Origin of the sequence: Paenibacillus sp. FSL H7-0326, assembly GCF_001955535.1 — a bacterium.
In the GTDB taxonomy this organism is placed as follows: Bacteria; Bacillota; Bacilli; order Paenibacillales; family Paenibacillaceae; genus Paenibacillus; species Paenibacillus shunpengii.
The window spans coordinates 35115-50582 of record NZ_MPVN01000007.1; the positions used below are offsets into that span (position 1 = coordinate 35115).

Sequence of the window (15468 nt, forward strand, 5' to 3'; positions counted from 1 at the left end):
TCATCTTTTCTCGAACATGAAAGGGAGGTACTTCGTATTGAGGACGGAAGCTAGTCGGTTGTTAATCGCAGCTCTAGGCGGTGTCAACGAAATCGGTAAAAATATGTACTTTATTCAATATGACCGTGATCTTGTACTTATTGATTGCGGATCGAAATTCCCGGACGAAAGCCTGCCGGGAATTGATCTGATTGTGCCTGACTTCTCCTACCTGTTAGATCATCAAGAGGATATCAAGGCACTTGTGGTCACCCACGGGCATGAGGATCACATTGGCGGCATCCCCTATTTGCTCAAGCAGCTGAATATACCGGTGTATGGAACCGCATTAACCATTGGTTTGATCAAAATAAAGCTGAAGGAACACGGATTGTTAGACGAATCCCAGCTGCATGTCATCGATGAGAATTCGGTCGTGGACGCAGGCTCCATTCGAGCTTCCTTTTTTCCGACGATCCACAGTATTCCGGATTGCCTCGGCATTGTATTCGAGACGCCTGAGGGCACAGTTGTCCATACAGGTGATTTTAAATTTGACATGTCGCCTGTAAATGGACCGTATCCAGACCTTCATCGGATGGCAGAGATCGGGAAGAAGGGCGTTAAGGTATTGATATCAGAGAGTACCAATGCAGAGCGTGCCGGCTTTACTCCCTCTGAACGAATTGTCGGCAGCCATATTCTTGATGCCTTCTCCAGTGCCAAACAGCAGGTGTTCATCTCCACCTTCGCTTCGAATGTGAATCGAGTCCAGCAGATTATTGATGCGGCCATTGAAACGAATCGTAAGCTGGCTCTGCTTGGACGCAGCATGGTAAATGTCGTTGAAGTAGCCAATGATCTAGGTTATCTGCGAATTCCTGAAGGTCTGCTGATTGATGCAAGAGATTCTGAGAAATATCCTCCAGAGCAGATCGCCGTTCTATGTACAGGGAGTCAAGGAGAGCCTATGGCAGCATTATCCCGGCTTGCAAGTTCACAGCATCCGCATATTGAAATATTGCCCGGAGATACGGTAATTATCGCTGCAGGCGCAATACCTGGCAATGAACGTAATCTATCCAATGTCGTTGACAATCTGTATGGCATCGGCGCTAAAGTTATATACGGTTCAGGCAGTGCTTCGGGTATGCACGTCTCTGGTCATGGCAGCCAGGAGGAGTTGAAGCTGATGCTGACGCTGATGAAGCCGGAATATTTGTTTCCCGTACACGGTGAATTTCGAATGCTGTACAAGCATCGCCTGCTTGCTGAATCGGTAGGTGTACCCAGCGAGAATGTATTTATCGTCAGGAACGGCGAAACCATCCAAATCAAAAATGGATCAGCTTCAATGGGACCTAAGGTACATGCTGGGAACAATCTCGTCGATGGTTTAGGCGTTGGTGATGTCGGGAACATTGTACTTAGGGATCGGAGACATCTGGCCTCTGATGGTATGCTTATCATTGTTACCACTTTAAGCAAAACAGAGCGAAAAATGATGGCTTCTCCTGAAGTTATCTCACGCGGATTCGTATTCGTCAAAGAGAACGAAGCGCTGATGGAGCAAATTCATCAAGTAATCTTGGACTCGATGGACAGTCTATCCGAATCAGAAGCGAGCCAATGGAACCTGATCAAGCAAATTTTGAAGGATGACGTAGGGCGATTTATATATAGCCAAACCAAAAGAAGACCGATGATACTACCCATCATTATCGAAGTGTAGTTCATACGGAAGAGAGGAACACATCGCTGATGTGTTCCTTTTTTTGTCATCCATTATCGCATTCTTCAGGGAAGTCCTTTATAATGGTTCACAGAAGTGATGCCACAGTAAACGTATTCAGTAATTTGAAAACGGTGACAATCTGTGATTTGAGGAGAGGGGTACATAACATGTCGAAAACGATTAAGTGGGGAATATTAGGAACGGGATGGATTGCATCTCAGTTCACGAAGGACCTTACCTATGCAAGCAATGGAGAGGCCTATGCGGTCGGTTCCAGAACTGCGGAGAGTGCGGAGAAATTTGCCGCCGAGTATGGAATTAAGATAGCACATGCCAGTTACGAAGACTTGGTGAATGATCCTGAGGTGGATGCGATCTATGTAGCTACGCCGCATCCTTTTCATAAGGAAAATGTGCTCCTGTGTCTAAGAGCAGGAAAAGCGGTATTATGCGAAAAGCCTTTTACAGTGAATGCCGGTGAAGTAGAAGAGCTGGTATCCTTCGCAAGAGAGAATAAACTCTTCCTTATGGAAGGAATGTGGACGAGATTTCTCCCGGCTATATGTAAGGTAAGAGAGTGGCTGAATGAAGGGAAGATTGGACAAATCAAGCTGGTTAAGGCTGATTTTGGCTTCCGTGCAGATTACGATCCAGAGGGCAGGCTCTTAAATCCTAAGCTTGGAGGCGGCGCATTATTAGATGCGGGGATCTACCCGGTATCCTTTGCATCCATGATCTTCGGTGCTGAACCCGAGCAGGTGTGGAGTACAGCACATATTGGGGATACCGGTGTAGATGAAGAGTTCTCACTACTATTCTCCTACGGCAGCGGTAAAACAGCTCAGCTGAACGGGGCGGTACGCCTCGGTCTGACTAATGAAGCTTTCATTTATGGGACTGATGGATATATCCGAATTCCGTCTTTCCTCAATGCATATACAGCAGAACTCCATGTTAACGGCAACGTAACAACGTTTGAGGATGATCGCAAAAGCATAGGTTATGCATTTGAAGCCGAAGAGCTTGGCAGATGCTTGATTGAAGGTCGCACAGAGAGCTCTGTGATTCCTCTTAGTGAGTCCGTATCCATCATGAAGCTGCTTGATCAAATTCGTGGTCAGTGGGGACTCCGTTATCCATTTGAATAAATCCAACTTAAGGAGTGAATAGGATGGAACAACAGCAAATTATACATTCTGTAGTATTTTCATTGAAACACCCTCATGGCTCTGCGGAAGAATCCGCATTTCTTCAGGACGGAAAGTCTGCACTGAGCAGTATTCCTACCGTTAACCATTTTCAAGTGTTTCGCGAGATCAGCCCGAAGAATACATATGATTATGGATTTTCGATGGTGTTCAACAGTCGGGAAGATTATGAGGCATACAATGTACATCCGAAGCATGTGGAGTTTGTAACTGAGCGCTGGGAGAAGGAAGTCGTTCAGTTCATGGAGATTGACTACAGTGAAATTTAATGGAAAGCTGCACGTCAGTTAGAAAAGAAGGAGCAAATGTCTGAAACATCTGCTCCTTTATTATGGTTTATCGGAATGTTTCCGAATTAGATTTTTTGGCAGAGTCCGGTCTACTCACTAAATTTCTGTAGAAGATTACAGCCAATATACTGGTCATAAAAATGGTAATACCGAAAGGAACAGCAGATGTTTCTCCTGCAACCCCCACGATTGGAGATGAGAGTGCACCTAGTGCAAATTGGAGTGAACCCAAAATAGCGGCCGCACTTCCCGCAATATGACCTTGTGACTCCATAGCGAGTGTAAATGAGACGGGACCTATAATGCCGATCGATACTGCAAATAAAAAGATCGAACTAAACAAAGCAATGAAAGGTCCATGAGACAAAACAACGATTAAAGCGACAGTAGCAGCAATGCACGCAAGCAGCAATCCGGATTGAATAATTCGATCTTCTTCCCATCGTCCAGCGAGACGTTTGACGAACTGCGATCCTATAATGATACCGAGACCATTCAACGCAAAAAGAATCGAAAATAGCTGAGGCGAAATACCGTATATATTTTGATAAATAAATGGTGTACCCGCAACATAAGCAAATACTCCAGAGAATAAGATCCCATTAACCAGAGCATATCCCATAAAGCTTCTATTTCGAAGTAAAGAACTATAATTGTTTAACACTTCGCTGAAGCTGCTTGGCACACGTCTTTCGACAGGCAAACTTTCGTTTATTTTCCAAGCCGTCAATCCTGTTAGCAGAAGCCCCAGTATCCCTAAAAAGATAAACACACCTATCCAAGAAGTGAAGGTAGTTACTGCGCTCCCTGCTGTTGGGGAGATCAAAGGTGCAATATTACTGATCATCGTTAAAACAGACATAAATTGTACCATTTCTACGCCACGATACCGGTCACGAACAATTGCACGTGAAATGACGAGCCCAGCGGAGGCGACAAATCCCTGGATGAAGCGCAGGACTATGAATATGCCAATGTTTGGTGAAAAAGCACAAGCGATTGAGGCTATCGAATAGAGAATCATAGAGATCAGCAAAGGATTACGTCTTCCATGAACATCACTTAAAGGGCCTGTAACAAGCTGTCCTATACCTAAACCTAATAAGCTGGCAGTTAGACTTGCTTGAATCATAGATGCGCTCGTGCCATAATAATCTGTCATTTGGGGGAGCGATGAGAGATACATATCCACCGTAAATGGCCCTAACGCTGAAAATGCAGATAATAGCAAAGCGAATAGTACCGGATTGTTATTATATTTTGTATTCATATAGTTACCCCTAATTTCATGAAAATTAGTTACTTGTCGTTAATCACTGTTCAATTATAATAGGTAATATAAAATCTTCAATTGTCTAATTCGTCTAAATTGTTGAATAATGAACGGATACTTATGATCTGTTAATTAACTCTGTTAATATGAATTCTGTGTAACTGTAATTTGGAGGGATAAAAATGATGATGCTGTTGTTCTTTTGATTCGAGCTTGAGTTAGTTCAAACATAACTTATAGCTCGTATCGATGAGTAATCGATACGCTAATTTTGGAGGTATCGATTCATATGACAAGTAACAAATGGAAATCTATATTTATTGCTCTATACACAGGCCAGTTCTTCTCATTACTGAGCAGTGCTGCGGTGCAGTTTAGTATGATCTGGTGGCTGACCGACACGACGGGTTCTCCGCTCATATTAGCCATGGCTGGAATTGCGGGTTTTCTTCCACAGGCATTGATTGGTCCGCTAGCTGGGGCACTTATTGACCGTTATTCACGCAAACTTATGATGATTGCAGCGGATATGACCGTCGCTCTTGGAAGCCTCGTGTTATTTATCACCATGCTGTATCAAGAGCCTGGTATTGGACTTATTATTGTAGTATTGGTCATTCGATCCTTAGCCACGGCCTTTCATATGCCTGCCATGCAGGCTACGATTCCGCTGCTTGTTCCTGAAGAGCATCTGACCAAGGCTTCCGGCTGGGGTCAAATGGTAGGATCCATTACGAATATTGCTGGACCCGCGCTGGGGATGAGCATTCTTGCTGCCAGCTCCCTGGAATGGGTTCTGTTCATTGACGTCTTTGGAGCCTTGATTGCTTCAACGATGGTATTGTTCATCAAAATACCCAAGCTGTCTAAACAAGTGGATCAAGGTGGAACAAGCCTGTTAGCTGAGATGAAAGAAGGCTACCATGCGATCGTTAGCCATCTCAAGGTATGGAGATTGGCGATCCTGATCATGGTCGTCAGCATTCTATATATTCCCGTTGGTACGTACTTTCCACTGATGGTAAGAAACCATTTTGATCAGGGCGTACTTCAGGCAGGGATGGTTGAAATCGTCTTTGCCATCGGATTGATCGTGGGTGCATCCGTGATAGGGATATTCGGTGACAGATTCAGCAAGGTTCGGCTTATGGCAGGAGGCATGCTCATTATGGGCGTTGCTTTATTTATATCAGGTATTCTGCCGGCATCCGCATTCTATGTATTTGTCGTCATGAGTCTGTTAATCGGGCTCTCTGGTCCGATCTTTTCCGCTCCGTTCTCTGCATTAATTCAAAGCGAGATTGAACCGCACCTGCTCGGCAGAGTGTTTAGCTTTATAGGCAGCATGTCTTTGCTGGCGGCTCCCATTGGACTCGGCATCGCTGGTGTATTTATTGAATTCACGAATGTTGCGATGCTATTCATGGCTGCGGGTGTTCTAATCGTAGTGAATGCACTAATTACGTGGCGTCTGAAGTAAAATAGCTAGATTAATAATAAACCGCGCATTGTCACGAATCCAGGTGGCTTGCGCGGTTTTGTTATTCCATGCTGTGTAAATATAATGGTCAACATCAAATTTCCCCATTGCCCTTTATTCCGAATTTCCTATATATTGAAGGGGTCATTGGTTTCACTCTATTAGAAAATAAAATCATATGCAGAGAGGAAGCGAGAGTCCATGAAATACAGAAGAGTAGGATCAAGCGGAATCAAGGTTAGTGAGATTGGTCTGGGCAGCTGGTTAACCTATGGTACAGCGGCAGAACAGCAGGCAGCTGATGCTTGTATTGATAAGGCCTTTGAATGCGGAATCAATTTTTTTGATACGGCTAATGCGTACAATCGGGGTGAGGGAGAAAAGGCGTTAGGAGCAGCTCTAAGATCCTATAAACGCTCGGACTATGTGCTGAGCACGAAGGTGTTCTTCCCGATGGGAGAGGGACCTAACGATAGAGGCTTGTCCAGAAAAGCAATCATGGAGCAATGTGAGGCGAGTCTTACGCGCCTGGGAACAGACTATATCGACATCTATTTTTGCCATCGGTATGATGATGAAACGCCTACGGAAGAGACTCTGCGTGCACTGGATGATCTAACGGCACAAGGCAAAATCCTATACGCTGCAATTAGCGAGTGGAGTCCTGCTCAGATTACAGAGGCTGCAGTCATCTCGAAACAACTGAATCTCCGTCCCCTCATTGCCAATCAACCGATATATAATATGTTCGAACGTTACATAGAAGAAGAGGTGCTGAGTGTGTCCGAGCAAGCAGGAATGGGTCAGATCGTATTCTCACCGCTTGCCCAGGGTATCCTCACAGGTAAATACAAGCCAGGAGCGAAACCGCCAGCAGGTACACGAGCAGCTAATGAAGCCGTGAATGGAGTGATCCGCAGTTACCTGCGTGACGACGTGCTTGAAGTGGTGTACCAGCTCGATGGACTAGCGAATGAACTTGGAGTGAAGCTGTCTCAGCTCGCACTTGCATGGACACTTCGCCTGCCGGGAATCAGCTCTGCATTGATAGGTGCCAGCAGACCCGAACAAATTGTGGAGAATGCGAAATCCGTAGATATTGAGCTGGATTCTACAACGCTGGCGAGAATTGATCAAATATTAGCTCAAGTCAAAGATTTTGCACCGATGAGATAGACTCTACTGGGATCGGTCCATTTGATTTAAGAGACAGGCTGCTGTACTGCACGTAATGCATTTATGCGGCCATGCGCCCAGTAAGTGCCTGTACCTGCGATCGGGTCGCAAGTAAATACAATACAGTCTCTTACATTGACGTTCGATCTGCCCTGAGCTGCAAGCAAAGCTGCAAGACCTGATACGAGAGGCGCAGCCATTGAAGTACCGCTTAAATAAGCGTAGCTGCTGCCAAGATACGTGGACAAGATTTGGTCACCTGGTGCTGCAACATCGACCCATGCACCGTAATTGGAAAAGGCCGACTTCACATCCGATGCATTCGTTGATGCCACTGCGACGACACCGGGGAGATAGGCCGGATACATTGGTGTTGTTGTATTATCGTTACCTGCTGCTGCAATAACAACAGCGCCACGATCCCAGGCATACTGCACAGCCGCTTGAAGAAACGAATCGTTAGCTGGTGATCCAAGGCTTAAGTTCACGACATGTGCTCCATTGTTCGCGGCATAGACAATGCCATTAGCGACACTGGACAATAACCCATTCCCGCTGTTATCCAAAGAGCGAATGGGGATGATGGAGGCGAAGGGAGCCATGCCGGCAATGCCGACTCCATTGTTGGTTGCAGCGGCAGCTATTCCGGCGACATGCGTGCCGTGTCCATTCCCATCGCTGGTGTTAGGATCCCAATCCACGTAGTCATAACCCGGAAGTAATTTTCCAGCCAGCTCAGGATGGTCCGGCTGTACACCGGTATCTACCACCGCTATTCTTATGGCAGCAGAGCTCTGGGTGAGGTCCCATGCAGCAGGAGCCAGCACTTTTTGTGGAGCATATTGATAGCCAGGATAGAAGGGGTCATTCGGAGTGTATACGGCCTTGTACACATGATTGGGTTCGGCTGATTCAATCAGCTCGTGCTTACGATATATGTTAAGCATTTTACGCATTTTTCGTTTAGAAGTAATTCGATAGAATCCTAGATCCTCATATGAATCGATAACGGTACATTTTGCTTTTTGGTGCAGAGCCTTCATGTCATCCTGTGATGTGCCCTCAACAAACTTGATAATCAGCTCGTTTGGCGCATGAGGGTGGAATTTACTGTCTGCCCGTTTGTCCCAATATCGTAATGTGATGATCGAGAGCACAATCACTGCGGCCACTGATAATCCTAAAGCCAGCCACATAACCATTCCTCCTCTATGAAATCAATGATAGACTTGGAATATCATATGTGGGGCGAGATTGAAGGCTTGGACTTCGCGGTAGTTAATTGTTGTCTTGTATACCTTACTGTTAAATGAGAGGAAATGGAGGGAAGAACGAATGAAGAAGGTTCTGATCCTTGGCGGAACGCGTTTTTTTGGAAAAAGACTTGTGCAGTACCTGCTGCAAGAAGGAAAATCTGAAATTACGGTAGCGACACGCGGAAACACACCTCTTCCTTTTGGAGAAGAAGTAAGACATCTCATCGTCGATCGCGAGGTAGATGAGCAGCTGCGAGCAGCCGCTGAAAAAGAAGAATGGGATATCGTGTATGATAATATTTGTTACTCTCCAGATGCAGCCATGGATGCGGTGAAGCTATTTGATGGCAGGACGAAGAAGTACGTTTTTACATCCAGTTTGTCCGTTTACGATGCAGGGGTTAAGGATGCTTTGGAGGAAGAGGATTTTGATCCTTCGACGTATGGGATTCAGCATGGCAGACACGACCGTTTTACATATCAGGAGGGTAAACGTCAGGCTGAAGCTGTATTTATGCAGCAAGCCTCTTTTCCGGTCGTATGCGTACGCATTCCAATCGTACTCGGAACCGATGATTATACGAAACGTCTACATTTTCATGTGGAACGTGTTAGAGAAGGCAGACCGATTGGAATGCCTAATTTGAACGCCCGAATGGGATTTATTCATTCAGAGGAAGCCGCACGCTTTCTGGCATGGGCAGGAGCCTCCAACATTACCGGCCCTGTAAACGCGGCATCACAGCATACCATTTCTCTCGGGGAGTTGATGGACCTTATCGAATCGAAGACAGGTAAGAAGGCGCAGCTGACGAAGGAAGTGGGGGAGGATTCAGCTTCACCTTTTGGAGTGGAAGACTCCTGGTTTATGAACACGAATAAAGCGGCCGAAGCCGGCTTTGAATTTGATAATCTGAATGAGTGGCTTCCTAAGCTGATAGATCAGCTTGCCCTTGATTAATTCCTAGAGTTAAGATGCTAACAAAAAGAACACTTCAGGCTGCATTTTTAGCAGCCGAAGTGTTCTTTCTTAAATTTCTCGACTTATTCGTCCCCGGAGGACGTTGCTGCTTGAGCTTGTTCCGAAGCCAGGGCTGCTGCAATTTGATCTGTTGGTTGTGTTAATAGTTTATAAATAATAGCTGCATTTTCTTGTACATTCAGCGGTTTTCTGGACTGAAAGTCGGCAGAACCATCCGAATGAATGTCTACTTCGGGTCCATAAATACCAAGCCCGATCATCATTTTGACCGCAGGAACAGCCCAATCGCTCGTGTTGCCTGATAGCTTAACTCCAGTAAAGAGTTCGTCAGGATACTGTAGTTTATAGATTCTCCACAGCATGACAGCTGCTTCCTGACGTGTGATGGCTTGATTCGGTTTAAATTGCTCTGCTTCACTCAGCATCCCTATTTCCAGAGCGGATTGGATATAGCCAGCGGAAGGATGCTGTGCCCAATCGGTTCCTTCTGCAGGTGCTGTCTTACTGGCAGGAATGTTGCTGACCTTCAGGATCTCCTTGACAAATTCAGCTCGTGTGACGATATGCTTCGGGTTGACCGACGTACTTGCGTCATTTGGATAATAGCCTAAAGACTGAAGAGCGTATAATGCTTCAGCATAGGGACTGCTTGGACTTACATCGCTAAACCCTGCTGGTGCTACACCTTTGCGTTCGTAACCCATTGGATTCAGATAGGGCTCTTTCAAATAGACGCTGCCATCTTCGTGTTCTTTAAATGCGGTAAACTGGCCGCTGATCTCATCGACAAACAGATTCTCCTCTACCTGTGTAAGGACACGAGGCCCAAGGAATGCATCCTGAATGGCCAACTTGCCTGCCTGCTCCTCTGCTCCTGAAACAGAGCTGACGATGGTGCTTAAACGCAGGTCTGCGTACAATCCGGCATAACGCTGAAGCTCATCTGCGGATTGGGGCTCATAGTCGTCAAATTCGACTGCCTCTGCATACTGAGGGAAAAATTCATTAATAAAAGCAGGATAGAACAAATTTCGTAGAGCACCCGTCTGATTATAAGTAAGGAAGACACCTGTATTTTGGTCCGGAATAAGGAAGAGATAAGAACTGAATCCCGTTAGATCTCCTGCCTTCGTAATAATCTTAGAGCTGCTTCCGGCTCCAGGGAGCTGAAAAGCGGCTTCAAACCCATAGGTTGTGTCCGGCATAAGAGGATGAATTGCCGAACGATAAATTTCCATACTATTTACGGTAGACTCGGTCAGTATTCGGTTCTCACCGTTCGTTCCACCGTTTAGGAAGGCGATCATAAATTGGCTGATATCTTCAGCGGTCGTCAGCATTCCACCATGAGGCATGGGATTCGGAGATATCGCGTATAGATCAATGGGATTCTTTGCTGCATCGTAACCCGTTGCGAGCTGTTCCTTGAACTTGTCCGTCAGCAGGAAGCTGCTGTTCTTCATTCCCAGCGGTTCAAAAATATGATCCTGCATATACTCCTCATACGGTTGACCGCTCACTTCTTGAACGACAAGTCCTAATAAGAGAGAGGCAAAGTTATCATACATATAAGAGCTCCCCGGTTCACGAACAACGGGAGGCATATGCTCTCGAACATAATCCTCAATGGAAACGTTTTTATCAAAATCCGTGTGAATATCTTCCTGCTGTGGATCCCGGATCTCAAACCCTGTCGTATGTGTCAGCAAATGCTCAATCGTTACCGGTTTGTCATAAGGGTTATCGAATTCAAGACCCTTTATGTATTGCTTGATGTCAGCTTTCAAGTCGATTTTTCCTTGTTCAACCAGCTGCATCGCAGCCACCGCGTTGAATGTCTTGGATACAGAGGCTACTCGAAAAGCCGTTTCTTCCGGATCGACCTGTGTTTGTGCTGCAAGGTCAGAATATCCATAGCCTTCTTGTGCAACGACTTCACCGTCTTTCACAATAGCCACGGAGGCTCCCACATATTGTGCCATTGCCTCAGGTGAATTAAAGAACTTATCCAGGAATACGGAAGCTGTCTCTGGATTAAGCACTTTAACCTGCTGAGCTTGCATTGTCGCAGCGGTTTGCTCTTCGGCCAGGGCCGCTGGGGCAATAGACCCTAGTACAAGCACTGAAGCGAGAAATACGCTGGACAGTGATTTTACATGCTTGTGCAAGGTGAACTTGGATACCATGAAATCACTCCTTATCTGAATTTTGATCCCTTGGAAAGATTAGGAATCCTATTTATTATAACAGAGCGATGTTAGAAGAAGGGGAGATTTATAGAAATATATTAATGATTTGCAGGAGCGAAAGGTCGTTTTGCAGGCATGACAATCATTGCACCCTTATTCAATTCAGATTGGGATTATAATTATTTTTTACCTAGGAATGGATGTTCGTTTCGTGTAGACTTATTATGATTTATCAGCAAATGACCTAAGGTCAAATGAAAAAAAGAGATACATATTTGTATTTAGATGGGGGTGGGCACTGTGCCCAAGAAAGAAAAATTATCGATGACATGGCTGCTAAGGTATCTGAAGCCAGTCAAAGGACGGCTGCTTTTGCTGCTGGTTATGTTACTGACATCAACTGGCCTTCAGCTATTGAATCCGCAAATTGTGCAGCGGTTTATCGACACGGCTGCAGGCGGAGGACTGCTCGGAACTTTATTTCAGCTGGCAGGAATATACCTGGTTGTAGCCGTCGTTAATCAACTAATAACGGTAGCCGTCAGCTATTTCGGTAATGATGTATCCTGGCGTTCAACCAATCAGCTGCGTGGTGATCTGCTGAAGCACTGTCTTCGGCTTGATATGAAGTTCCATAATGTGAGAACGCCAGGTGAGATGATTGAACGGGTCGATGGCGATGTCACGGCCATTTCCAATTTTTTTGCGATGTTTATCGTTCAAGTCGTCGGCAGCTTCGTATTGCTCGCTGGGATCTTGGGTTTCATGTTCACGATCAACGTACCTATTGCACTCGTCATGACGGCATTTACGCTGATTTCGATCTTATTCATGGTTGTGATCCGTAATCTTGGAGTGCGATCCTCAAAGGAAGAAAGGGAGGCCAGCGCTTCTCTATTCGGTTTAATTGAAGAGCGAATTGCTGGAATTGAAGATGTTCAGGCTAATGGTCACGTACCATATGTCATGAATCGATTTCATCGGCTGATGCGCTCCGTATTTATTAAGGGAAGAAGAGCCTGGATGCTTCGGGTTATTCCGTGGAATACAACGGTTATCCTGTTTGCGCTTGCGGTAACCGCGGTGCTGCTGATCGGCGTGCATTATTATATGACCGGAGCCATTACACTCGGTACATTGTACCTAATCTATCAATATACTCAGATGCTGAACGAACCTATTGAAATTTTGGGTGATCAAATACAGGAATTTCAAAAAGCAAAATCCGGAATGCTGCGTTCAAGAGAACTTTTATCCTTACGCAGTGAAATTAGAGAAGGTGAAGAAGCTGAGCTTCCGGAAGGACCATTGAGTCTCGAATTTGAGCATGTCCACTTCAGTTATAACGAGGATAAACCAATTCTCACCGATATTCATTTCGAGCTGAAGCCTGGAGAACTGTTAGGTATTATAGGCCGGACGGGCAGCGGCAAATCCAGCCTTAGCCGAACTCTGCTTAGGTTATACAATATCAACAGCGGTGTTATACGAGTAGGTGGTGTAGATGTTACCAAGCTGTCTCTGCCTGTGCTGTATAAACGCATAGGGATGGTTACTCAGGATGTACAGCTGTTTGATGGGACACTTCGTGAGAACTTGACCCTGTTCAATCAAGATATTTCGGATGATGACATTTTGCGCAAAACAGAGCAGCTCGGTCTAAGCAGATGGATTGAAGCTCAGCCTAACGGACTTGATACACATCTGAGCACGGGAGGTACCTCTTTATCCGCCGGTGAAGCTCAATTGTTTGCCTTAACCCGAGTGTTTCTTACGAAACCGAGCCTGGTCATCCTCGATGAACCATCTTCGAGGCTGGATGCGGCAACGGAAGCGATGCTTCAGTCGGCTGTTGATCAGATGATGAAGGAATGCACCGGCATTATGATTGCTCACCGGCTTGCTACACTGAATCAAGTAGACAAAATTATGGTGCTGGGTGATGGCAAAATATTGGAGTTTGGAGAACGTGATCAGCTCGCGAGAAATCCAGCCTCCCACTATGCAAGATTGCTCGTTACAGGCAGAGAGGAGGAGCTGGCATGACCGTAACAGGATTTATTAATAAGCTGTTTCGATTCAAGCCATTTTTATTTATTATCAATGGTCTCTTATGGTGTATGTTCCATTCCCTCCCGCTAGTTATCGGGCTTGCGATGCAGTGGTTCTTCGATCGGGCAGCTGCCGCGAATACCAACGATTATTTGTGGCTTGCTGTGCCGCTGCTCGTCATGGTAGCTGTCAGAATTACGAGAGTAGGAACCATGCTCATCGCCTTCTATGAATGGGTAACCTATATTTTTCATATTCAAGCGATTCTGCGGACGAATATGCTGGCAGGCATTATGCGCTGGCCGGGACGGAATCTGCCTGCTTCGCCTGGAGAAGCGATGAGTCGTTTCCGTGATGATGTGAATGAGGTCGTTGAATATGTGGAATCCTGGGTCGATTTCTGGGGAATGTTCGTATTCGCTGTCGTTTCAGTCTCCATCATGGCAAGCATTAACTGGAAGATTACCTTAGTTGCTGTATTGCCGTTAATCATCGTTACACTGCTGAACAACCTCTCTGGCAATCGGGCGCGCAGATATGGGCAGCAGAATCAGGAGGCCACCGGACGAATTACAAGCTTTATCGCGGAGACCTTCGGCGCCGTTCAAGCACTGAAGCTGGGTCAGGCAGAAGATCACGTTCATGCTCGATTTATGAAGCTGAACGAAGACCGCCGTCAGGCTGCGCTCAAGGATAACTTGTTTAAGCAATGGATGAGATCGTTGAATCAGCATATTCTAAGTATTTGTACGGGACTTATCCTTCTGATGTGTGCAGCTGAAATGAGAAATGGTAGTTTTACCGTTGGAGATTTCGCTCTATTTACCACTTATTTAACAAGCATTGGATTTAGTATCTCATTATTCGGTTATATGGTGTTCCAGCACAAGCGTCTTAAGGTGTCCTTTGACCGAATGCGTATGCTGTTCCGCCCCGGTGAAGAGGACCGGATTATCGATCATCGTGAAATATATCTGTATGAAGATCCTCCCGAACTGCCCGTCATAAGCAGAGATGATAAGGAGAAACTGAGAGAGGTCACCGTCCGTAATCTCACCTATCAATATCCGAATTCGAATCACGGGATCAAGGATGTAAATCTGCAGCTGAAGCGTGGACAGTTCCTTGTTATTACGGGAAGAATCGGTTCAGGTAAATCGACCTTGGTTCGGGCTATGCTGGGATTGCTTCCTAAGCAGGCAGGATCCATTCAGTGGAATGGAACTGAGATCGATCCGGCACAGTTCTTAACACCGCCAAGAGCGGCTTATACACCGCAAGTGCCACGCTTGTTCAGTGATACCTTGAAGGAGAATATAGTTCAGGGTAAGCTTAGCCGTGTGGAAGAGTCCCTCGAGCGTGCGATGAATCTGGCTGTAATGAATAAAGATGTAGGGGACCTGGAAAAAGGACTCGATACGCTTGTTGGACCAAGAGGCGTGATGCTGTCCGGTGGACAAATACAGCGGGCCGCTACGGCGCGCATGCTGATGACTGACTCAGATCTGTATATATTCGATGATCTATCGAGCGCACTAGATGTTGAAACCGAGCAGCAGGTGTGGGATGGACTGTTCAAGGAAGAGGATGTGACCTGCATCGCCGTCTCTCACCGAAGAGCAGCCTTATCCAAGGCAGACCATATTATTGTAATGAAGGATGGACGAATTGAGGCAGAAGGCAGCCTTCATGAACTATTAGAGAGCTGTGAAGAGATGCAGCTGCTATGGCAAGGAGAACAGACTCCAGTAAAAGTATCCTAGCGATCATCATCTCACAATGACCTGCGTGTTAGGATGTAAATTCGGAATGATGTACCAAAACACCTTTGGAGGCTCCAAAGGTGTT

11 protein-coding genes are annotated in these 15468 nt (G+C 45.9%); 8 read left to right on the top strand and 3 right to left on the bottom strand.

Translation table 11 applies throughout. The features are described from left to right. Window positions 1-16: 16 nt before the first annotated feature. From BK126_RS24880 to BK126_RS24890, 3 genes are all read left to right on the top strand, one after another. Window positions 17-1711 carry a ribonuclease J gene (locus BK126_RS24880; RefSeq protein ID WP_076315200.1) on the top strand — a complete coding sequence of 565 codons (1695 nt, stop codon included), beginning with the start codon at window positions 17-19 and terminating at the stop codon, window positions 1709-1711. Between the two features lie 170 nt (window positions 1712-1881). Continuing rightward, window positions 1882-2862: a Gfo/Idh/MocA family protein gene (locus BK126_RS24885; RefSeq protein ID WP_076315201.1), complete on the top strand. Its 981-nt coding sequence runs from the start codon at window positions 1882-1884 to the stop codon at window positions 2860-2862. A gap of 23 nt (window positions 2863-2885) precedes the next feature. Then, complete coding sequence (locus BK126_RS24890) at window positions 2886-3191, top strand: Dabb family protein (RefSeq protein WP_076315202.1); 306 nt, start codon at window positions 2886-2888, stop codon at window positions 3189-3191. Window positions 3192-3258: 67 nt separating this feature from the next. On the opposite strand, the gene BK126_RS24895 is transcribed toward BK126_RS24890, so the two are convergent. After that, window positions 3259-4482: a multidrug effflux MFS transporter gene (locus BK126_RS24895; protein WP_076315203.1), complete on the bottom strand. Its 1224-nt coding sequence runs from the start codon at window positions 4480-4482 to the stop codon at window positions 3259-3261. A 292-nt stretch (window positions 4483-4774) separates the two neighbouring features. On the opposite strand from BK126_RS24895, the gene BK126_RS24900 reads away from it, so the two are divergent. After that, a complete protein-coding gene (locus tag BK126_RS24900; protein WP_076315204.1) occupies window positions 4775-5965 on the top strand; it encodes an MFS transporter in 1191 nt (396 codons plus the stop codon). A 201-nt stretch (window positions 5966-6166) separates the two neighbouring features. After that, window positions 6167-7141 carry an aldo/keto reductase family protein gene (locus BK126_RS24905; protein WP_076315205.1) on the top strand — a complete coding sequence of 325 codons (975 nt, stop codon included), beginning with the start codon at window positions 6167-6169 and terminating at the stop codon, window positions 7139-7141. A 26-nt stretch (window positions 7142-7167) separates the two neighbouring features. Here BK126_RS24905 and BK126_RS24910 read toward each other — a convergent pair whose 3' ends face one another. Further along, window positions 7168-8337, bottom strand: a complete 1170-nt coding sequence (locus BK126_RS24910) for a S8 family peptidase (protein ID WP_083656188.1) — start codon at window positions 8335-8337, stop codon at window positions 7168-7170. Between the two features lie 139 nt (window positions 8338-8476). On the opposite strand from BK126_RS24910, the gene BK126_RS24915 reads away from it, so the two are divergent. Further along, entirely contained in the window at window positions 8477-9358 is an 882-nt protein-coding gene (locus BK126_RS24915; RefSeq protein ID WP_076315207.1) for an NAD-dependent epimerase/dehydratase family protein, read from the top strand. Window positions 9359-9441: 83 nt separating this feature from the next. Here BK126_RS24915 and BK126_RS24920 read toward each other — a convergent pair whose 3' ends face one another. After that, window positions 9442-11565 carry a serine hydrolase domain-containing protein gene (locus BK126_RS24920; protein WP_076315208.1) on the bottom strand — a complete coding sequence of 708 codons (2124 nt, stop codon included), beginning with the start codon at window positions 11563-11565 and terminating at the stop codon, window positions 9442-9444. A 303-nt stretch (window positions 11566-11868) separates the two neighbouring features. Between BK126_RS24920 and BK126_RS24925 the strand changes: the two genes are divergently transcribed. Continuing rightward, window positions 11869-13614, top strand: a complete 1746-nt coding sequence (locus BK126_RS24925) for an ABC transporter ATP-binding protein (protein WP_076315209.1) — start codon at window positions 11869-11871, stop codon at window positions 13612-13614. After that, the gene (locus BK126_RS24930) at window positions 13611-15383 is read left to right on the top strand and encodes an ABC transporter ATP-binding protein (protein WP_076315210.1); all 1773 of its coding nucleotides are present in this window, start codon (window positions 13611-13613) and stop codon (window positions 15381-15383) included. Before BK126_RS24925 ends, BK126_RS24930 begins: the two co-directional genes overlap by 4 nt. The last annotated feature ends 85 nt before the right edge of the window (window positions 15384-15468 follow it).